Raw genomic sequence first — 19,905 nt, 5'->3', positions numbered from 1 at the left:
TGTTAATCAAAAAGGTCGTCTACGGCCTGACATAAAATATGGCCGATAAGTATGTGCATTTCTTGTATACGCGCGGTAACTTGTGCCGGCACAATAATATTCAGGTCGCATAAACCATTCATTTTACCACCATCACGACCCGAAAGACCCAATGTTTTGCAACCTATCTCCTGTGCTGATTTGAATGCTCTTAAAACAACCTCGCTGTTACCGCTGGTTGATATACCTATAAACAGGTCCCCCGGCTGAGCCAAAGCCTCCAGCTGGCGGGCAAATACATAATCATACCCATAATCATTAGCAATAGCGGTTAGTGCAGATGTATCGGTAGTTAACGCGATACCTGGTAACGCTTTGCGGTTTTTAACATACCGGCCGCTTAGCTCGGCTGCAAGGTGCTGGGCATCGGCGGCGCTGCCGCCGTTACCTGCAATTAAAACTTTATTGCCGGCTTTTAAAGTAGAAGTCATCATTTCGCAGGCCTTTTCAATATCAGGCACCAGCGTATCAATTACTTTTTGTATGGTATTTTGATGATCTTTAAGTTCTTCAATAATCATTGACTTATTTTTTCTTTGCCTTAAAAACTTCCGTTATTTCCTGCAATGATAACGCATTCAAACATCTTTCTTTGTATAACCCGCCTTTACGGGCTACTATTACGCCATAATGCATATCTAAAAAACCTTCGTTGCGGTGTGCATCGGGGTTAATAGAGAGCCGGCAACCCTTCGCTAAAGCATATTGGTGCCAGCGCCAATCCAAATCAAGACGCAACGGATTAGCATTTATCTCTATAATAACATTGTTAGCCGCGCAGGCATCAATCACCTTTTTATAATCAAGCGCATAACCATTGCGGCTTAATAACAAACGCCCGGTTGGGTGCCCAAGTATGGTGGTGTATGGATTTTCTATAGCTTTTATCAAACGTTCGGTAGCCTTCGCTTCACTCATTTTTAAATTGGTGTGGATTGATGCTACTACAAAATCAAATTTCTTCAGGATCTCGTCCGGGTAGTCCAGCGAACCATCATTTAAAATATCCGATTCTATCCCTTTAAAAACATGAAAACCATCCAGCTTTTTATTTAGGTGATCTATCTCTTCCTGTTGTTGTAAAACCCGCTCTATGCTTAAGCCTTTTGCATAGAATGCGCTCTTGCTGTGGTCGCACATGCCCAGGTATTCCAGTTTTAATTCATCACGACAGTACAGCGCCATTTCTTCAACGGTATTAACGCCATCGCTCCATGTACTGTGATTATGTAGAGTACCTTTCAGATCGTGATAAGATATTAGCTGCGGCAATTCATTTTTGACTGCCCGTTCTATAAACGTTGTGCCTTCGCGCAACTCCGGCTTCATGAACGCCATAGCAGCTTTTTGGTAGATCCTTTCCTCACTCTCCGGCTGGTCTGCATCCTCACCACCACGTGCTAAAACAGCTTCAACATGTTCGTCGTTGCCGGTTTTAATGAATAGGGTTTTGATATAATCTTTTCTGTCAACCACCCATATCACAACCTTTAAACCGTTAGGTGTTTCGCCAACCAAATGACCATCCTCGGTAGCCAGGTTATCCAATATTTCGGATTGCAGTATTGTTTGAAAAGCCACCTCACAATCGCGGCTCCCCACAACTACTTCCAATTGATTAATGATCTCGCACAGTCGTCGGTATTCGCCTGCAAATTCCATCAAGCCGTTCGGGAAAGTATCCTTTAGCTTATCCATTAGCCGGTCGGCCGTTTCTTCTACCTGCGCGTACAAGAACTTGCCGGTGCTGGCCATTTTAAACTCAATAACCTTACGGATCTCGTCCTGGGTTTTAAGTCCAAAACCTTTAGCTTCTATCAGGCGATTCTCGTTACAGGCATAGTAAAGCTCGCCAACGGTTTCTATACCCATTTCACTCCAGATGGTGGCTACCTTTTTGGCTCCTATGCCTTTAATGCCCATCATCTCTACAACCCCGGCCGGTGTGGCAGCTAATATCTCCTCCAGTTCCACCATTGTACCGGTTTGCACCAGCTCAATTATTTTGGTAGCTACGCTTTTACCAATCCCGCTTATTTTCTCTAATTCTTCGAAAGATTTAGACGCAACGGGGTAAGGCAGCTTATCGACATTAAAAGCCGCGTTAGCTATTGATTTAATTTTAAAGGGATTAACCTCATGCAGTTCCATGAGTTGCGATAGCAAGCGAAGTTTACGGGCTATGGGTTTATTTTCCATAATTAGATTAAGAAATCTTAAGCTGAATGTTTATAATGATAAGGCTTCAAATTAAGTTCTTTCGTCTTTTCGGCGGCTAAGTGAAGATTAAACTTAGTCTGCATATTAGCCCAAATATCAGCTGTACCACCAAATACTTTGGCAATTCTAAAAGACATTTCAGGGGTAATGTCTGATTGTTCATGAATAATTTTATTTAAGCTTTGGCGAGATATGCCCAGCATTTTAGCGGCAGCAGTTACAGTTAAGTTATTAGCCGCAATTACTTCTTCCCGCAAAATTTCACCGGGGTGAATATGTCTCATCTGTCTTTTCATAGCTTTATTTTAATGATAATCAATATAATCTACATCATGCACATGCTGTCCATCAAATCGAAAGATAATACGATAGTTCTTATTAACCTTAATGCTCCAAAAATCTTTTAAATCACCAGAAAGTTTATGAATGTTCCAATTTTGATAGGCTCCAAAATCCTCGGGGACCCGCTGTACACTATCAATAATATCCAACATTCTTTCGATCCTATTTATTTGATCAGCAGGCAACTTACTACTATTACCCTGCTCCCATAAAAGCCGAAGTCCTTTGTGCTTAAAACCCTGGATCATGTTAATTGTAAACTGTAAATTTACACTTGTCAAATGAAAAATACAACTTTCCTACAAAAAGAAGTTACAGATTACTTCACCACCACATCATATTCCATCCGCATCAGCGGGGTGCGCATCATGGTGGTAACGTTTTTTATCTGCTCGTAAACTTTGTAGTTTTCGCCAAGCTCTGATTGCAGTATGCGGGTTTTCACGTCGGCGCTAAAGCTTGCGCCCAGTTTGTTTAACACACTTTTTTGCTCGGGATAAGCAACCAGCTTGTAATCTTTTAAACCAGCCTTTTTAGCCGCTGCTTTTATAGCATCGTCAATGTTGCCTAAACGGTCAACAAGGCCAATTTTAACTGCTTGTGCACCTGTCCATACCCGGCCCTGGCCAATGCTGTTAATATAGGTTTGCGTTTTATGACGGCCCGTGGCAACTGCTTTTGTAAAATCGTCATAACCATGATTGATCTCACTTTGCAATATCGCACGTTCTTCGGGGGTTAACGGGCGGCTGGTATTACCCAGGTCGGCAAACTTTCCGGTTTTAACACCATCAAAAGTTACACCTAACTTATCGTTAAATAACTTTTGCATGTTAGGCAAAATGGCAAAGATGCCTATAGAGCCGGTAATAGTATTTGGTTGTGCAAAAATAGAATCGGCCGCACATGAGATATAATAACCGCCTGATGCTGCCACATCCCCCATTGAAACAATAATAGGTTTTACCTTTTTGGTTAGCATAACCTCGCGCCATATCACATCACTGGCTAATGAGCTGCCACCCGGCGAGTTAACCCGTAGCACAACCGCTTTTATTTTTTTATTAAGCCTTACCTTACGCAATGCTTTTGATATGGTTTCAGAGCCTATGCTATTATCATCGCCGGTACCGCCCGCAATATCGCCTGATGCGTAAACCACAGCAATACTATTGCTTGAAACACTTTTAATATCCTCGTCGGTGCTTTTAGTATATTCGGCTATTTCAACAGCGCTTATATCATCGGTTTTCTTGATCTTCAACCGCTCTTTAAGCTCATCTAACAGCTCATCTTTATATTTCAATCCATCTACCAGCTTATACTTCAAAGCGTCCTGGGGCTCTTTAATTCGCATCTGGTTGGCATAGTTAAACAGTGAGTCTTTATTTATGCCACGGCTTTTAGCAATGCCTGTTAAAAAATGATCATACAACGAACCTAAGTAGGAAGTAACCTGCATGCGGTTAGCATCGCTCATTTTAGTTAGCACCAATGGCTCGACAGCGCTTTTATAAGTGCCCACTTTAATAATCTGGGCCTCAATACCCAATTTATCTAACGCGCCTTTTAAAAACGTTACCTGCGAACTAAAGCCGCTAAACTCAATAAAGCCTTTAGGATTAATGTATACTTTATCAGCAACCGATGCCAGGTAATAAAAACCCTGGGTGTATATTTCTGAGTAAGCTATTATGAATTTATCTGATTTTTTAAAGTCGATCAGCGCGTTACGGATCTCTTCGGTAGTGGCCTGCCCGGATAGCATATAGCTTTCGTCCAGGAAAATGCCTTTTATATTATCATCGGTTTTAGCCTTTTTAATGTTGGCTAAAATATCTTTTAAACCAATGGATTTATCGCCGTCAAAACCTAAAAAACTTAAATTTGCCAATGGGTTATTGGCAGTACGTTCTGCAATTGGGTATTTTATATCGATATGTAAAATTGAATTGGCATCAACCACAACATCCTTATCACTCCCCGCCGCGGCTATAATACCAACAATAACTAAAATAATAATTATGGTTGATAAAAGTATGCCGACAACAGTTGCCAACACAAATTTGAAAAATTGCTTCATTTACTATTATAAATATTTATATCTATGCAAACTTAATAAAACCATATGGTATAATATTAAGAGCATAGTCTATAATATTTGTTACAACAATGAATAACGTTTTTTTACTATTGGGCAGTAACCTGGGCGACAGAAAGTTATTTCTGCAGCAAGCTATCCTGCATATTGCTTATGATATTGCTCCTACCCAAAAAATATCATCGGTTTATGAAACACAATCATGGGGAAAAACCGATGAGCCCGATTATTTAAACATGGTAGTTGAATTAAAGACCGAACTATCGGCCCAGGCAATTTTAACTAAAATACTGGCTATAGAGCAGGTTATGGGGAGGGTAAGGGAAGAGAAGTGGGGATCGCGGATTATTGATATCGATATTTTATATTATAACGATGCTATTATTAATGAGCCGGGGCTGCATGTGCCCCATCCGCAATTACATAACCGCCGCTTTACTTTAGAACCGCTTGCAGAGATAGCGCCCGACTTTATCCACCCTGTTTTGAAAAAGAACAACCTGTGGTTGAAAAATGAGCTTAAGGATAGCTTAATTGTAAAAAAGTTATAAATTTGGATATATAACTTATAAAAAATGTCTGTTGATTTAACAAACCTGGATCTTGACCTTACGCTGTTACAAGAAATTGCCGATGGCAGCGACGAGTTTATTGTTGAATCGATAGATATGTTTTTACAGCAAACGCCACCTGCCTTGCTGGATATAAGCACTGCTTTTGACGAAATGGATTGGACCACCGCCGGCGCTGCTGCACATAAGTTAAAAGCTACATTAGGTTTTTTTGGCATGCTTAACTGCCAGGCCTTAATTCAACAAATTGAATTAAGCTGCAAAACGGGCGCGCCCAATGTTATGGATTTAGTAAACAAGCTTGACCAGGTACAAACCTTAATAGCGGCTAACACCGTAGCCTTGCTGCAAATAAAAGATGAAATAGCTGCTAAGCTTTAAACCTGATCTTTTACAGGAGGCTCCGCCGGAGCCGAAGAATCATGTTTTTATTCCTATAAACAGGCGACTCCTCCGGAGTCATCGCTTTGATGTTAACCTTCAGCAGCTCCGGAGGAGCTACGTGTTTATAGAAAAATAAAGGAAGACAGGCTCCAGCGGAGCCTCCTAAAGTACGGTAAGTAAAACTAAACCTGCGCTATTTTAAAGGTATAGCTCTCCATAATTAAATTAGCAAGTAAATTTTTACAGGCCAACTCAACTTTTTCATGAGCTATTGTTTCGCTATCGGCCTCAATTTGCAGGGTGATGTGTTTACCAATACGTATGTTTTGAATTTCGGCAAGGCCTAAATTTTTCATACTGCCGGTTACGGCTTTTCCCTGCGGGTCAAGGATTTCTTTTTTTGGCATTACATCTATTTCGGCGTGAAACGTTTTCATGGAGCGGGTTGGTTTTATAAAGCTATTATAAACAGTTAAATGTTTTCTTTTTGACTGCCTACAATATTATTATTATTAGCTGTTTTAAGTTGAATAATGGATAAGGTGATATAGATAAATATAACCACCGGTATAGCGGCAAATTTAAAAAATAGAATCAATATTGCTGCAAACAGCAACAATAAATACCGATAAAGATTTCGGGGATCGCGATTTTTAAACTTCAGCGACATTAAGGGAAGTTCTGCAACCAATAAAGCACACATTACAATTACCAGCACCAATAAAGTATATTGGTTTAATATGTATTGATTAAGTAGCGGATGTTGTTCTATTATAAATGGCAACGAAGCAATAAGCACACCATTTGCCGGCGTCGGCAACCCGATAAATATATCGGCCTGCCGTGTGTCTGTGTTAAATTTGGCCAAACGCAATGCCGAGAAAACAGCAATGGCAAACGCCAGGAAGCAAACATACGGGCCTATTTTTTCTATCTGCGGCGATTTTAAAAAAAGCTCATACAAAATAGCGGATGGTAATAAACCAAAACTCAATACATCGGCTAACGAATCAAGATCTTTACCTATACCCGAAAAAGACTGCAATACACGAGCCGCAAATCCATCAAAAAAATCAAATATCGCTGCCAGGAAAAGGGCGTAAGCCGCAGTAATCAGGTCGCCTTTAAATGCAAAAGCAACGCCTACGCAACCACTAAACAGGTTGAAACAAGTTATGGCATTTGGAAGATGTTTTTTTACCCGCTTCTTCATTTTAGGTTTGAAGGTATCAGTATTAGCTTAATAAATCAATAACTGGTGGTTAAGTTATTGATTAAGTGAGTGATTAATTAAGTTGATTAAGTGGTGGTTAAAGTATTTACACTACAACCACCCACTTAATCAACTCAATCAACTAATAACCATCACTACGAATTCATCGATATTAAGAATTCTTCGTTAGTTTTTGTACCTCTAACCTGGCTCTGCAAGAACTCCATAGCCTCTATCGAGTTCATATCGGCCAGGTGGTTACGTAATATCCAGATACGTTGCAGGGTTTCCTTGTCTAACAGTAAGTCGTCTCTACGTGTACTTGAAGCGGTGATATCAATAGCCGGGAACACACGTTTGTTTGATAGTTTTCTATCCAATTGCAACTCCATGTTACCGGTACCTTTAAATTCTTCAAAGATAACCTCGTCCATTTTAGAACCGGTTTCTGTTAATGCAGTCGCGATGATGGTTAATGAGCCGCCATCCTCGATATTACGGGCCGCACCAAAAAAGCGTTTAGGTTTGTGCAACGCGTTAGCATCAACACCACCCGATAATATTTTACCTGACGCAGGTGCTACCGTGTTATAAGCACGCGCCAAACGGGTAATTGAGTCTAACAGGATAACAACATCATGGCCGCACTCAACCATACGTTTTGCTTTTTCTAAAACAATGTTGGCAATTTTTACGTGGCGCTCGGCAGGCTCATCAAATGTTGATGAAACAACTTCGGCGCGTACACTGCGGGCCATATCGGTAACCTCCTCCGGGCGCTCATCAATTAATAAGATGATCAAATAAACTTCGGGGTGATTTTTGGCTATGGCGTTAGCCACATCCTTTAATAACATGGTTTTACCGGTTTTAGGCTGCGCTACAATTAAACCACGCTGGCCCTTACCTATCGGCGAGAAAAGGTCCATGATACGTGTTGAATAATTACCCGGATCAGTAAACAAGCTCAATTTCTCTGACGGGAAAAGCGGTGTTAAGTGATCAAACGGAACACGGTCACGCACTTCGGCAGGGATGCGGCCGTTAATGGCTTCTACACGTACTAACGGAAAATATTTTTCACCTTCTTTTGGAGGGCGGATGCTACCGCGCACGGTATCGCCGGTTTTTAGGCCGAATAATTTTATTTGCGACTGCGATACATAAATATCATCAGGCGAGGTTAAATAGTTATAATCAGACGAGCGAAGAAAACCATAGCCATCAGGCATGATCTCTAATACGCCTTCGTTTACAATAACATTATCAAAATCTAAATTTACAGCAGGTTCCTGCGTTTTTTGCTGCGGCACACGGCGCTCAAATTTTGGCGTGCGGCCTTCGGCAGCAGGGTCGGCAGCGGTAGTTGCAGTTAGCTCGCCTTCCTGCTCTGGTGATTCAGCAACTGGTGCGATAACTATTTCCTGGTCATCGCTTTCTTCAGTTTGCGGCTCGTCGTCCTGCAGGTCAAATAAATTTGTATCGTCTAAAGGCACCTCAACGCGTGGCGCATTGGTGTTTTTAACGGTACGTATCCGGTTACGGGTTTTCTTTTCGCCGGTGTCGGCTGTATTGGTGGCGCCTATTGGGGCGTAATTATTTTCTACTACTTGTTGTTGTGCACGCGCAGCTTCAATAAGTTGCTGCATTTGTACAATATTTGATATTAGCTCTGGCTTCCTTAAGGTGTCAGCGTCGGCAATACCTAAACTTTTAGCAATTTCGCGCAACTCAGAAACGAGTTTGTCGTTCAATTCGGTTGTATCAGACATGATATGAATTATGGTGTCAAAAAGGGGTTTTTATTACGATATTATTCGTGAATCTTAAATGTATTTTGCTCGGATGTTTGAAAGAAATTTGTTTGCAGCTTATTTGAAATGTTTAAACCCAGGTAAACTAATTTAGATAATTAAACGTGGATTTTAAAATTCTTTCTTTAGTGCAAGAAAAATTCAAAGGATAACGCTGCAATTGTAGTCAATTATTTTAATATAACAAACTTTTTAAAAAAATATCTTATAACAGGCTAACACTTCAGCTAATTTTTAGTTTTTTTGGGCATTCAAAAATCTCATACTTCTCATCAATGATATCACGCCGACAGCTTATAGACCAGATCAAACAAAAAAAATCATTTCTATGCGTTGGGCTAGATACAGATATTGATAAGATCCCGCAGTTTTTACTACAATACCCCGACCCTATCCTTGAGTTTAACAAGCGTATTATTGATGCTACCAAAGATCTTTGTGTGGCTTACAAACCAAACTCGGCCTTTTACGAAAGCTATGGAGTTAGGGGCCTTCAAAGCTTAATTGCCACATGGAAATATTTACCAACCGACTGTTTGAGTATTATCGACGCCAAGCGTGGCGATATTGGTAATACATCTGATAAATACGCCCGCGCGTTTTTTGACGAAGCTACCTCGGGTATGAGCTTTGATGCGATAACCGTTACCCCTTATATGGGTAATGACAGCGTAACGCCTTATTTAAAGTATGATGGCAAGTGGGTTATTATATTGGCGCTTACCTCATCAGTAGGAAGCAAAGATTTTCAATACCTGCCAACAGATGACGGCCACCTATACGAGACCGTTATCAAGAAAGCCAATGCCTGGGCCGGTGCCGATAGGATAATGTATGTAGTAGGCGCCACCAAAAGCACTGAGTTTACCGCCATACGTAAGTATGCTCCTGATAACTTTTTACTTGTACCCGGCATAGGCGCACAAGGCGGCAGTTTGCAAGATGTTTGCCAATACGGTATGACTAAAGATTGCGGCTTATTGGTTAACTCATCACGATCTATACTTTATGCAAGTAACGCCGAAGATTTTGCTGATGCGGCCCGTGCGGAGGCACTGAAATTGCAAAAGGAAATGCAAGTGGAGTTGGAGAAAGCGGGAATTATTTAGTTATGAGTGGTGAGTTTTGAGTGATGAGTTATAAACCTGTTTACTCAAAACCCACCACCCATAACTCAAAACTTAAATTTCTATTTTCCCCTCAACAGAATCATCCAAAGTTTTACCAATAGCTGCGCCTGCTAATTGTTTAATAAAAGCTACAGCGTTGCCATGTTTGTTATCCCAATAGTAGGCTTCAGTAGGTTCTAATTTTACTACAGCTATACGTGGGTCGCCCTCCCCCTCAGTAAACCAAACTTTTAATATTGGTTTCCAAAACTCTTTGATCTTTTCTTTATCGGCGCTTAGCGTGGTTATGCCGTACACATTCAGGTAATCAGAATATTTTGATCCCTGGAAGAATAGTTGGGCCAGAGGCTCTGCCTTCAATTCGTGGTAGGTTTCGCTGTCGTTAGCCATTAAAAACCACAAATTACCTTCGTCGTCTACGTCCTGTACTGTCATTGGGCGGGCGGATGCAGGCAGTCCTGTTTTAATATTAGTGGTGAAAAAGCAGGTTTTGGCATCCTCGGCCAGTTCTTTTAATTTGGTGATCGCCTCAGTGCCGTTAAGGTCTTTAAAATTATCTTCGGGTTGATTTTGATTGATGCTGTTCATAATTTTAGCTGTTTTAATAGATGTATTAAAACTCACCAATTATGATGCCGATTTAAAAGGTTAATTAAACCTGCGAGGAATAAAATCTGTTTGTAATTGTGAGCGATAGTGTGGCAATCGCACGCTGCAAAGTTGGCGATTGGCACGCTCCGCTCGCAATCACAGTAAAAAACTTTACGCAAACACCACCTTACGCTGCGGAAACTTCTCTGCGTAGTTAGCAACCATATTTTTAATATAGTCGTTGCCGGGATATGGCGTAATATAGTTTTTAAGCTGCTGTAAGCTCTCTACATCAAAATATTGCGAGATATAACCCATGCCATAAAATTTTCCTTTCTCGACAAGGATACAGCTATGCTCGTCATCAGTACGGCCATCATCACGGATTGCGAAGGTTGGCAGCGCCTGGTTCAGCTCATCAAGCGCCAGTTGTACTTTTTGGTTATAGCTTTCGGCAGTTTCTATACCGGTGCAGGCGCATTGGTCTTTAGCTGTACCGATACAGGGCTCCGCGTTATTTTGAATAAAGCAAAGTTTAGGGCACAGTGCGAAGGTATCTATCAATTGATTTAATATCGCCCTACCCTCAAGCATGGTATTGCAGGTATATATTGCCCCGGTATATTTTCTATGCTTATCAACTGCCAGGCGCATATACCCCCGCTGGTCTTCAAACATATATAAGCCATAAGCATGCTCAAACCGCTTAAGCGACCGGTTATATTTTGGCCAAAGGCGCTTTATCTCGACAGCTTCAAGTACAAACGCTATCAGCTCGGTTCCGCAAGCCTGGTGGGTTATCTGGTGGATCTCCTTTAAAAATCCCTGGCGTTGTGACCCGGGGTTGTTGCCGGTAAAGTGACTGCTTACACGTTTCTTAATATTCTTGGCTTTGCCTACATATATCACCTTTCCTTTATGATCGTGGAAATAATATACCCCCGGGCTATTGGGTAATTCCAGCACAGTTTTTTTAGGTAAATGCGGTGGTAATACCTGCTCTTTCGAATTTGCCTTTAACGCTTGTTTAATATGGTCGTCCTTATCATTACGCAGCAGCAGGCTAAATAGTTCGGCAGTTGCCTCGGCATCGCCCATAGCGCGGTGGCGGCTCTCGTTATCAATACCTAAATGCCGGCAAAGCTTGCCTAAACTATATGATGGCAGTCCTGGTAATATTTTTCGGCCCAGCCTTACGGTACATAGTTTATTGGTTTGCAGATCGTACCCGGCAGCGGCCAGATGGTAGCGCACAAAAGAGTAATCGAAATTAACGTTATGGGCGATGAAAATTTTGCCATGCAGCATGTGGTAAATATCAGCAGCCACATCTTCAAACGGCGGCGCTTCGGCAACCATTTCGTTGGTAATGCCCGTGAGGGCCCGTATGTAGATAGGAATATCCCTGCGGGGATTTACAAGCGTGCTAAAGCGTTTAGTTACCTTTTTACCATCGTGTAAACAAATAGCAATTTCGGTTATACCGTTTGCGCTGGCATGCCCTCCCGTGGTCTCAATATCTACAATTGCATACATATTTCAAATGTAGTAATTTACTAATATTTTTAGTTGATTATTGAAAATAAATTTTGATGTCATTTCGAAACGAGGGACGAGTGAGAAATCTTATACTACGATCTGTAGCGTGGCGTTTAAGATTTCTCGCTACGCTTCGAAATGACAGATTGGGATAACAAAAAAGGCCCGCGATAAATCGCGGGCCTTTACTAATCTCTAATCTCCAACAACTATTTCCCTTTCTTAGCCTGCACCTGTTGTTGCGCACGCATCATTTCTTCCATTTTAGCGCTGAAGCCTGATTTCTTCTTTTTATCCTCAGGTTTCTTTTTGTTTTCCTGGATCTGGGCATGGATCTTCTTATCATCAACCATTAACTTAATAACGTATTGTTGTAAGAAAGTAAGCATGTTAGCCAAGAAGTAATAATAGTTCAAGCCTGACGGATAACCGTTTAATGCGCCTAAGAAAATTATCGGGGTGATATAGCCAATATATTTCATCTGGCCGCTTACACCCGAGATCTGGTTGTTAAAGTAAGTATAGATCAGGGTGGATACCGTCATCAACAAACACATTAAACTTAAATGCTCGCCAATGAACGGGATATTAAAACCAAAGTTTATAACTGCATCATAGGTCGACAAATCATGCATCCAAAGGAAGCTTTGACCGCGCAACTCAAACAAACCCGGGAAAAACCGGAAGAATGCGATAACAATCGGCATCTGTAACAATAAAGGCAAACAACCACCTAATGGGTTTACGCCCGCCTTTTTATAGAGCTTCAGGTATTCCTGCTGTAATAAGGTTGGGTTATCATCGCCTACTTTTGCTTTAATCTCATCCATCTCAGGCTTTAACACACGCATCTTGGCCATTGACAGGTAAGATTTGTAAGTAAGCGGCGATAAAACTAATTTAAGGATAATGGTTAATGCCAGTATAATGATACCATAGTTCCAATTAAACTGGGTTAAGATATTAAATACCGGCTGTACGGCGTAACGGTTAATGAATTTTAACGGCCCCCAGCCCATGTTAATTTGCTTCTCGAGACTATGGCCCTGTGCCTGCAATGTTTTAAAGTGGTTAGGGCTAAAGTAAAAATCAAGCGGGAAGGTACCGTCAGCATTACGTGCTAATACCAGGTTAGCTTTAAGCTGTTTAATATCAGCGTGATTTGAAGTATCTGTACTTATAGTAAAACTTGATTTGCTGAAGCCATCTTTTGATATTAATACGCTCGAAAAGAAGTGTTGCTTAAACGAGACCCATTGCATTTTTTTATCAGCAATGTCCTTTTGATCGTCTTTGGTGTCGCCAATAAAATCATAATTACGTTCAGTATCAAAGTACCCTATATAAGAGTTTTGATGATCAAGCGTATGGCCTTGCTCTAATTTATGCAGGCTGCTTTCCCAGTTTAAAGTAATGCTGCTGCTGTTAGCTATTACATTATCCAGGCCAACTGCTTTAATGGTAAAGCCTACTTTATAGCCCTCGCCTTTCAAGTTGTATATATAATCAATATACTGCGTTGGGCTGTAGGTTAAACGCATGGTTATGGATGATGAATCTTTGCCCGTAACCTGTAAACCTTCGGCGCTTGGGGTAAAATATCTTTCGTTGGTATTTACATTGGCTGATCCGGCGCCGAAGCTGAAACCAAATTTGTTGGCATCACCATCAAATAACACCAATGGCTTTTTATCAAACGTTTTAAAGTTTTTTAACTCGACAGAGTAAATACGGCCACCGCGGGTACTTAATTTGATGCGCAGGTCCTTATTCTCTAAGGTTATTAGTTTTTCTGTACCGTTTATAGTAGCACCAAACGGGCTTTTTAAAGCAGCCGAATCAACAGTTGCGGCTGCAATTTTGGCTGTGGTATCAAATTTAGCTGTTGTGGCACTTGTTCCTAATTTCTTTAACGAGTCTTGCTTTTTTAAATTGGCTTGTAATAAAGCCTCTTTTTTTAATTGCGCGTCGCTTGGTTTTAAAAACCAAACCGAACCGGCAATAATGATCATGATCAGGAATAACCCTGTAAACGTATTTCTATCCATTTCTATCGTATCGTACTCAAATTAACTATTTCTTGCGGGCGTAAGCCATCGAAGCGGCGACAAAGTTAATAAAAAGTGGGTGCGGATTAGCAACTGTTGATTTTAATTCGGGATGGAACTGCGCGCCTACAAAAAACGGGTGGCTTTTAAGCTCAACTATCTCCACCAAATTATTCTCGGGGTTAAAGCCTGACGGGATCAAGCCTGCCGCTTCGTATTGCTTTAAGTACTCGTTATTAAACTCGTAACGATGGCGGTGACGCTCCGTAATATGTTGCTGGCCGTATATGGCAAAGGCTTTGCTTCCCTTCTTCAGGTCGCAGGCGTATGAGCCTAAACGCATGGTACCGCCTTTGTTTACAACTTTCTTTTGCTCTTCCATCATAGCGATAACCGGGTTCGGGGTGTCCGGGTTCATCTCTGTACTGCTGGCATCTTTAAGGCCCAACACGTTACGGGCATATTCAACCACGGCACACTGCATACCCAAACAAATACCAAAGAACGGAATATTATTTTCGCGCACATAACGTATCGCTTCTATTTTACCTTCAAAGCCACGCTCGCCAAAGCCAGGTGCAACCAGCACCCCATGCAAGCCCTGCAGCTTATCAATAGCGTTGCCCGGGGTCAATGATTCTGACGGGATATACACCACCTTTACCTTGCACTCGTTTTTTGCACCGGCGTGGATAAACGATTCGATGATTGATTTATAAGCATCAGGCAACTCAACATATTTACCTACCAGGCCAATTTTAACTTCGGATGTAGGATTTTTAAGGCGGCCCAAAAAGTCTTTCCAGTTTGTTAATTCCGGATCTATTTTATGTGGTAGTTTAAGCTTGGTTAGTACTGTTTTGTCCAACTGCTCTTTAAGCATCAGCAATGGCACATCATATATGGTTGAGGCATCGATAGACTCGATAACCGCGTTAATGTTAACATTACAAAACAAGGCTATCTTTTTACGGATATCCATATTTAAATGATGCTCTGTACGGCAAACCAAAATATCGGGCTGAATTCCATACTCCAACAACATTTTAACCGAGTGTTGAGTTGGCTTGGTTTTCAATTCGCCTGCCGCTGCAAGGAAAGGGATCAGGGTTAGGTGGATAACCAATGAGTTACCTGATCCTATCTCCCACCTAAACTGGCGCACAGCCTCAATGTAGGGTAATGATTCGATATCGCCTACGGTACCGCCTAATTCGGTTATTACAATATCATATTTGCCATCCTCGCCCAATATGCGGATGTTGCGTTTTATCTCGTCGGTAATATGCGGAACAACTTGTACGGTCTTGCCTAAAAAAGCGCCTTCGCGTTCTTTGTTAATAACGTTTTGGTAGATACGGCCGGTAGTAATGTTGTTGGCTTTTGATGTTGGCGTATTTAAAAAACGCTCGTAATGGCCTAAATCCAGATCTGTTTCGGCCCCATCCTCGGTAACGTAGCATTCGCCATGCTCGTAAGGGTTCAATGTTCCCGGATCAATGTTGATATAAGGGTCGAATTTTTGAATGGTTACGCTGTATCCGCGCGATTGTAGTAATTTGGCTAATGAAGCCGATATAATGCCTTTCCCTAACGAAGAGGTCACACCGCCCGTAACAAATATGTATTTAGTCATGATATTTTTTGAATTTTGATGCCGGTTTTAAGCCTGCATCAAATGTTTGTGTACGGGATACAAAAGTAAGAATATTTTTGGTGTTTGGGTTTTAAAAATTTAATTGTTGATAAGGCGCTGAATGTTAATTGCTACGGTGATTTTATTTTAAACAAAACAAGAAATATTTTCTTACTACATAATTATAAGTCTGCACAATTATGAAGAAAGTACTTTTGTTTATTGCCTTTTTATTTATTGCTGATACTAATTTTGCACGTGATAAGCCCCGGGACGCGTACCAAAATTACCTGTACTCTTTAAACCTGGTATCTAAATTATTTTCAACACTAACCGAGAATGCCCAACGGATAACCCACAGTCCCGACAGGATAAAATTTGCAAACTTTGCAGTTATGTTTAATAAAAAAGCGAAGGTATTGATCATCAATCAAAATAACCTTATAAACCTTATCAACAAGGGTGGTTTTAAAGATCATCACTTTCCTAATTCGTTACGCGTAATGCAAACCAATGTAGCCGATCTTGAAAAAATATTACTGGCTAACCGTCCGCTGGTAGATCATCTAAGCATCCCTAATTTTAATAGTGCCGAGGTATATGATAAACTAAACTTCCGCATTTATGAAAATGATGAATTGATAAGTCAGGCACCTAAAAACAAGGGCAACAAAGCGTTTAAGCGTAAAGTGCTTGATAATTTATCGCAATCAGTTGTGATATTGAATGAGTGCCATGGTAAGGTTGCAGCGTTATATAGTAAGATTAAATAAGTTGTAATTTATAGTTACCGGCTTGCTAAACTAAATTATTAAGCTATTTTTAGCGTCGAATATTTAGTGATGCGCGTTTACCTACTCCTGCTTTCTTTTCTTTTTTTATCTACTGGAGCTTATAGCCAGCAGGATATGGACCTGCATGTAAATCAAACTTTTTTAGCAGGCAAAAACATACTCAAGGTTAAGAGAGATGTCAGTGACCCATATTTATGGGTACTTGCGCAAAATAACGAGGTTTACCAGATAAATAGTTTAAGTTTTGAAGTGGTGGATTTTACCGGAACCTTTAGCACTTACAACAACCTGCAGTTTATTGATATAGTAGGTCAAAATAAAGACACTGTTTTTATAGCCACAAGCACTTCAAATGTTATCGCTTACAGAAAAGGCACAATTAGGCTCTTAGGCGTTTCGGATGGTATAGTAGGTACGATTACATCCATGGCAGTTACTACTTATGGACAAAACGCCCTTGGACTTGTCAGTGCCCATGTTTTAGCTATAGGGACATCCCATGGTGTTTGCCGTTATGATTATCAAGTGGACATCATGTTACCGGCAAGCAGAGATATAGACTTCCATATTTATGATAGTAGCTATCGTGGAGTTATGATGACATCGATTTCTAACTGCTGCTCCGCCGATACAGTCGAACACCGTGCCATATCTACTTTTATAAATTACGGCGAATATGTAGGCCACATTTATTTGGGTGGTAACAGCTTTGGAAATACGCTTAAATCTGCATTTTTTACTTCCGGAGAACCTTATTTTCCAGCCGGACAATTTTCTGTGTCCGGTATTCAATTTTGGGCTACGGAAAACGGACTGTTCGAGAATTTACATAATTACTCCCATTTTATTTCCGGTTATTATCCTATACGGCATTATTTAAAGGGAACTGATATAACTAAAATAACGTCTATTTATGGCCTCGTCCCCTTTGGCGGTTTTTTTATAAAGGGCCTTGTACAGGAAAACTTATTGATCGGATCATCACAAGGACTATATTTTAGTAATTCTCAATATAGAAATGGGTTAACTGAATATACCTTTTTTCATTTGGATGAATTTGGCAACAAGCCAGTTAACGACATATGTGTAAATGCTAATTCATACGATATAATCAATCCCGGTCCAAAAAACAGAAGCAATTCAAATGGTGGCACTTCAATTGAAACTGCAACGGGCTATGTTTGCGAAAACGGGATTTGGGTTGCCGCCAACGATGGGTTATATTTTTTAATTCCGGATTATTTACCATTTGTAAACACTTCGCAAAAATTATCTTCAGCGATAAGTTTTGATGGGGCAAATTTTTCATTAAATGAAATCCAAACCTGCTCAGGCGCATCTGTAAATATTAATATCCATTCGGGTTATTACGGTTCTACTTTTGTGCAATGGTACAAAGACGGAGCAGCGGTGCCTAACGAAACAAACACCACACTGAAAACAACCCAACCCGGCGAATATTATGCGATTTTGTATGATCCATGCACACCTATCCATTTCGAAACAAATCGTTTAAAAATAACAACTGTCGCCGCACCTATCTTCACATTTAACTATCCCGATAAAATAACTTTCTGCGATGGCACAAGCGCAACACTTAAAACAGAAACAAATGTCGCCTATCAATATCGTTGGTATAAAGATGGTGTATTAAACGGTAATACAACCGCTACCCTCAATACCACCCAGGCTGGCAAATACAAACTGGAAGTGAGTAATTGCGGAACGAACTGGATAGGTACCAAAGAGGTACAAATAGATTTTATTAAAATAACCAAACCAATTATAGCTGCCGATAAAGCAGCCTATTGTATTGGCGACCAGGCAACTTTATCTATCCCGTTTGTTAATGATGGTACATATATAATTGATTGGTTTAAAGATGGCGCAGTAATGAGTACTAACCAGAATAAAACCACTATCATAACCAATGAGCCAGGTAACTATACAATTACCTTAAGCAGTAATTTAACTACCTGCAGTCAAACTTCCGCAGCTTATACATTAAGCTTTGAAGCCGCACCAATCATCAATATAGAAAAACTAACTACATTAACTTTGTGTGATGGACAAACAGTCGATTTAAAAGCGACTTACTCCGGTGGTACATTAAAATGGTCGACAGGAGAATCAACGGCGCAAATAAACGTTAAACAATCTGCCACTTACACTGCAACCGTGAAAACAGCAGCCGGTTGCGAGGTTTCAAAAGATATTGATATTAAATTTTTACCCAATCCAACTTTAAGTGTTCCGGATGCTGCTTTATGTCAGTTTACTAACGAACAAATTACCCTAACAGCACCTACCGGGTTTACAAAATACGAATGGAACGGACAATCAGGTACTTCGACCTATCACACAAACAAACTGGGTAAAGTAACCTTAACTGTTACTGCCGCCAATGGCTGCACAGCAACTCAAGTGATCAATATTACCAGCCATTGTGCCGATATCCACGTCCCCAACGCTTTCACACCAAACGGCGATGGTATAAACGATAGCTGGGTAATTGCCGGCTTAGAAGGCGATTTATCAACAACAGTAAAAGTTTATAACCGGTACGGCGATATTGTTTTTCAAAGTATAGGCTATACAATACCCTGGAGTGGCTTAGTAAGCAACAAGAAGGTACCTGCCGGGGTTTATTATTATGTTATTAGCGGCCATGCCGGTAGCCAAACGATAAGTGGAAACCTGACCATAATTTATTGAACTTACGAAAACGCTAACGCTTACAAGAAGTTTAAGTTTAACAAATCCTCCGGCGTATCCACCGCATACGTTTCCAACTCCGTCTCTGCAACTTTAATTCGGTAGCCGTTCTCTATCCAGCGCAATTGCTCCAGGCTCTCGGCTTTTTCTAAGGCTGATATAGGTAACTTGGTTATCTCCTGCAAAACATCAGCCCGGTAACCGTATATGCCGATATGTTTAAAGAAAGTATAAAACTCCAGCCAATTTTGCGGCTCCTCGCCACGGATATGTGGTATTGCCGAGCGTGAAAAATAAGCAGCCTCGCTTAGTTTGTTTACAATTACCTTGGGTGTATTGGGGTTATGCAGCTCCTGATCGGTTTTTACCTTTTTAACTAAAGTAGCTATCTGGGTTTCGGGGGTTGCAAAACAGGAGGCAAGCTTGGTTATTTGTTCAGGGTCGATATAAGGTTCATCGCCCTGAATATTTATTACTACATGATATTGAGGATGCGCCCGGGCCACTTCGGCACAACGGTCGGTACCGCTTTGATGATCGGCGCTGGTCATTACCGCTACGCCGCCAAAGGCCGTTACATGGTCAAATATCCGGTCGTCATCGGTAGCAACAATAACCTCGGTTAAATCAGTGCACTTTTTAGCCTGCTCATAAACACGTTGGATCATGCTTTTGCCGGCAATATCAACCAATGGCTTACCGGGAAACCTTGATGATGCGTAACGTGCGGGAATGATTCCGAGGATCTTCATTATTTGAGTGATGAG

General features: G+C 40.9%; 18 protein-coding genes. 5 read left to right on the top strand and 13 right to left on the bottom strand.

The features are described 5' to 3' along the window. Positions 1-2: 2 nt before the first annotated feature. From gmhA to sppA, 5 genes are all read right to left on the bottom strand, one after another. A complete protein-coding gene (gene gmhA / locus ABIB50_RS25940) occupies positions 3-560 on the bottom strand; it encodes a D-sedoheptulose 7-phosphate isomerase (RefSeq protein ID WP_429384818.1) in 558 nt (185 codons plus the stop codon). Positions 561-564: 4 nt separating this feature from the next. Beyond that, positions 565-2,238 carry a helix-hairpin-helix domain-containing protein gene (locus ABIB50_RS25935; RefSeq protein WP_429384815.1) on the bottom strand — a complete coding sequence of 558 codons (1,674 nt, stop codon included), beginning with the start codon at positions 2,236-2,238 and terminating at the stop codon, positions 565-567. A 17-nt stretch (positions 2,239-2,255) separates the two neighbouring features. Then, complete coding sequence (locus ABIB50_RS25930) at positions 2,256-2,555, bottom strand: HigA family addiction module antitoxin (protein WP_429384812.1); 300 nt, start codon at positions 2,553-2,555, stop codon at positions 2,256-2,258. A 9-nt stretch (positions 2,556-2,564) separates the two neighbouring features. Beyond that, entirely contained in the window at positions 2,565-2,849 is a 285-nt protein-coding gene (locus tag ABIB50_RS25925) for a type II toxin-antitoxin system RelE/ParE family toxin (protein WP_429384810.1), read from the bottom strand. A 71-nt stretch (positions 2,850-2,920) separates the two neighbouring features. Then, entirely contained in the window at positions 2,921-4,684 is a 1,764-nt protein-coding gene (gene sppA, locus ABIB50_RS25920) for a signal peptide peptidase SppA (RefSeq protein WP_429384808.1), read from the bottom strand. A gap of 89 nt (positions 4,685-4,773) precedes the next feature. On the opposite strand from sppA, the gene folK reads away from it, so the two are divergent. Both folK and ABIB50_RS25910 read left to right on the top strand, forming a co-directional pair. Next, positions 4,774-5,253, top strand: coding sequence for a 2-amino-4-hydroxy-6-hydroxymethyldihydropteridine diphosphokinase (folK, locus tag ABIB50_RS25915; RefSeq protein ID WP_429384806.1), 480 nt, complete (start codon positions 4,774-4,776; stop codon positions 5,251-5,253). Between the two features lie 24 nt (positions 5,254-5,277). Then, positions 5,278-5,655: an Hpt domain-containing protein gene (locus tag ABIB50_RS25910; protein ID WP_429384804.1), complete on the top strand. Its 378-nt coding sequence runs from the start codon at positions 5,278-5,280 to the stop codon at positions 5,653-5,655. Between the two features lie 185 nt (positions 5,656-5,840). On the opposite strand, the gene purS is transcribed toward ABIB50_RS25910, so the two are convergent. The 3 genes from purS to rho all read right to left on the bottom strand — a co-directional run bounded on the left by purS (position 5,841) and on the right by rho (position 8,643). Then, complete coding sequence (gene purS / locus ABIB50_RS25905; RefSeq protein ID WP_429384802.1) at positions 5,841-6,095, bottom strand: phosphoribosylformylglycinamidine synthase subunit PurS; 255 nt, start codon at positions 6,093-6,095, stop codon at positions 5,841-5,843. Positions 6,096-6,130: 35 nt separating this feature from the next. Then, the gene (locus tag ABIB50_RS25900) at positions 6,131-6,871 is read right to left on the bottom strand and encodes a CDP-alcohol phosphatidyltransferase family protein (RefSeq protein WP_429384800.1); all 741 of its coding nucleotides are present in this window, start codon (positions 6,869-6,871) and stop codon (positions 6,131-6,133) included. Positions 6,872-7,026: 155 nt separating this feature from the next. After that, the gene (rho, locus tag ABIB50_RS25895; RefSeq protein ID WP_429384798.1) at positions 7,027-8,643 is read right to left on the bottom strand and encodes a transcription termination factor Rho; all 1,617 of its coding nucleotides are present in this window, start codon (positions 8,641-8,643) and stop codon (positions 7,027-7,029) included. 320 nt (positions 8,644-8,963) lie between these two features. Here rho and pyrF point away from each other — a divergent pair, with 320 nt between their 5' ends. After that, complete coding sequence (pyrF, locus tag ABIB50_RS25890; RefSeq protein ID WP_429384857.1) at positions 8,964-9,794, top strand: orotidine-5'-phosphate decarboxylase; 831 nt, start codon at positions 8,964-8,966, stop codon at positions 9,792-9,794. Between the two features lie 72 nt (positions 9,795-9,866). Here pyrF and ABIB50_RS25885 read toward each other — a convergent pair whose 3' ends face one another. From ABIB50_RS25885 to ABIB50_RS25870, 4 genes are all read right to left on the bottom strand, one after another. Beyond that, positions 9,867-10,403, bottom strand: a complete 537-nt coding sequence (locus ABIB50_RS25885; RefSeq protein WP_429384796.1) for a pyridoxamine 5'-phosphate oxidase family protein — start codon at positions 10,401-10,403, stop codon at positions 9,867-9,869. 174 nt (positions 10,404-10,577) lie between these two features. Then, positions 10,578-11,942 (bottom strand): exonuclease domain-containing protein, encoded by a 1,365-nt coding sequence (locus tag ABIB50_RS25880; RefSeq protein ID WP_429384794.1) that lies wholly within the window; start codon positions 11,940-11,942, stop codon positions 10,578-10,580. A gap of 212 nt (positions 11,943-12,154) precedes the next feature. Continuing rightward, positions 12,155-13,993, bottom strand: coding sequence for a membrane protein insertase YidC (gene yidC, locus ABIB50_RS25875; RefSeq protein WP_429384792.1), 1,839 nt, complete (start codon positions 13,991-13,993; stop codon positions 12,155-12,157). A gap of 25 nt (positions 13,994-14,018) precedes the next feature. Beyond that, positions 14,019-15,629 carry a CTP synthase gene (locus ABIB50_RS25870; protein ID WP_429384790.1) on the bottom strand — a complete coding sequence of 537 codons (1,611 nt, stop codon included), beginning with the start codon at positions 15,627-15,629 and terminating at the stop codon, positions 14,019-14,021. A 200-nt stretch (positions 15,630-15,829) separates the two neighbouring features. On the opposite strand from ABIB50_RS25870, the gene ABIB50_RS25865 reads away from it, so the two are divergent. Then, positions 15,830-16,402, top strand: a complete 573-nt coding sequence (locus ABIB50_RS25865; protein ID WP_429384788.1) for a hypothetical protein — start codon at positions 15,830-15,832, stop codon at positions 16,400-16,402. Positions 16,403-16,471: 69 nt separating this feature from the next. Further along, positions 16,472-19,138 (top strand): gliding motility-associated C-terminal domain-containing protein, encoded by a 2,667-nt coding sequence (locus ABIB50_RS25860; RefSeq protein ID WP_429384785.1) that lies wholly within the window; start codon positions 16,472-16,474, stop codon positions 19,136-19,138. Between the two features lie 20 nt (positions 19,139-19,158). Here the strand turns inward: ABIB50_RS25860 and kdsB are convergent, their stop codons facing one another. After that, on the bottom strand, positions 19,159-19,890 hold the full coding sequence (gene kdsB, locus ABIB50_RS25855) for a 3-deoxy-manno-octulosonate cytidylyltransferase (RefSeq protein WP_429384783.1): 732 nt from the start codon (positions 19,888-19,890) through the stop codon (positions 19,159-19,161). Between the last annotated feature and the right edge of the window lie 15 nt (positions 19,891-19,905).

It is taken from the genome of Mucilaginibacter sp. UYCu711, from assembly GCF_050433825.1.
Taxonomy (GTDB): domain Bacteria; phylum Bacteroidota; class Bacteroidia; order Sphingobacteriales; family Sphingobacteriaceae; genus Mucilaginibacter.
The sequence above is the reverse complement of the archived record's forward strand: the minus strand, read 5'-3'. Positions and strand labels throughout refer to the sequence as shown.

Bases quoted from the DNA above. Each gene is read 5' to 3' on its own strand.
- gmhA (WP_429384818.1), bottom strand. From the start codon at position 560: ATGATTATTGAAGAACTTAAAGATCATCAAAATACCATACAAAAAGTA.
- ABIB50_RS25935 (WP_429384815.1), bottom strand. From the start codon at position 2,238: ATGGAAAATAAACCCATAGCCCGTAAACTTCGCTTGCTATCGCAACTC.
- ABIB50_RS25930 (WP_429384812.1), bottom strand. From the start codon at position 2,555: ATGAAAAGACAGATGAGACATATTCACCCCGGTGAAATTTTGCGGGAA.
- ABIB50_RS25925 (WP_429384810.1), bottom strand. From the start codon at position 2,849: ATGATCCAGGGTTTTAAGCACAAAGGACTTCGGCTTTTATGGGAGCAG.
- sppA (WP_429384808.1), bottom strand. From the start codon at position 4,684: ATGAAGCAATTTTTCAAATTTGTGTTGGCAACTGTTGTCGGCATACTT.
- folK (WP_429384806.1), top strand. From the start codon at position 4,774: ATGAATAACGTTTTTTTACTATTGGGCAGTAACCTGGGCGACAGAAAG.
- ABIB50_RS25910 (WP_429384804.1), top strand. From the start codon at position 5,278: ATGTCTGTTGATTTAACAAACCTGGATCTTGACCTTACGCTGTTACAA.
- purS (WP_429384802.1), bottom strand. From the start codon at position 6,095: ATGAAAACGTTTCACGCCGAAATAGATGTAATGCCAAAAAAAGAAATC.
- ABIB50_RS25900 (WP_429384800.1), bottom strand. From the start codon at position 6,871: ATGAAGAAGCGGGTAAAAAAACATCTTCCAAATGCCATAACTTGTTTC.
- rho (WP_429384798.1), bottom strand. From the start codon at position 8,643: ATGTCTGATACAACCGAATTGAACGACAAACTCGTTTCTGAGTTGCGC.
- ABIB50_RS25885 (WP_429384796.1), bottom strand. From the start codon at position 10,403: ATGAACAGCATCAATCAAAATCAACCCGAAGATAATTTTAAAGACCTT.
- ABIB50_RS25880 (WP_429384794.1), bottom strand. From the start codon at position 11,942: ATGTATGCAATTGTAGATATTGAGACCACGGGAGGGCATGCCAGCGCA.
- yidC (WP_429384792.1), bottom strand. From the start codon at position 13,993: ATGGATAGAAATACGTTTACAGGGTTATTCCTGATCATGATCATTATT.
- ABIB50_RS25870 (WP_429384790.1), bottom strand. From the start codon at position 15,629: ATGACTAAATACATATTTGTTACGGGCGGTGTGACCTCTTCGTTAGGG.
- ABIB50_RS25865 (WP_429384788.1), top strand. From the start codon at position 15,830: ATGAAGAAAGTACTTTTGTTTATTGCCTTTTTATTTATTGCTGATACT.
- ABIB50_RS25860 (WP_429384785.1), top strand. From the start codon at position 16,472: ATGCGCGTTTACCTACTCCTGCTTTCTTTTCTTTTTTTATCTACTGGA.
- kdsB (WP_429384783.1), bottom strand. From the start codon at position 19,890: ATGAAGATCCTCGGAATCATTCCCGCACGTTACGCATCATCAAGGTTT.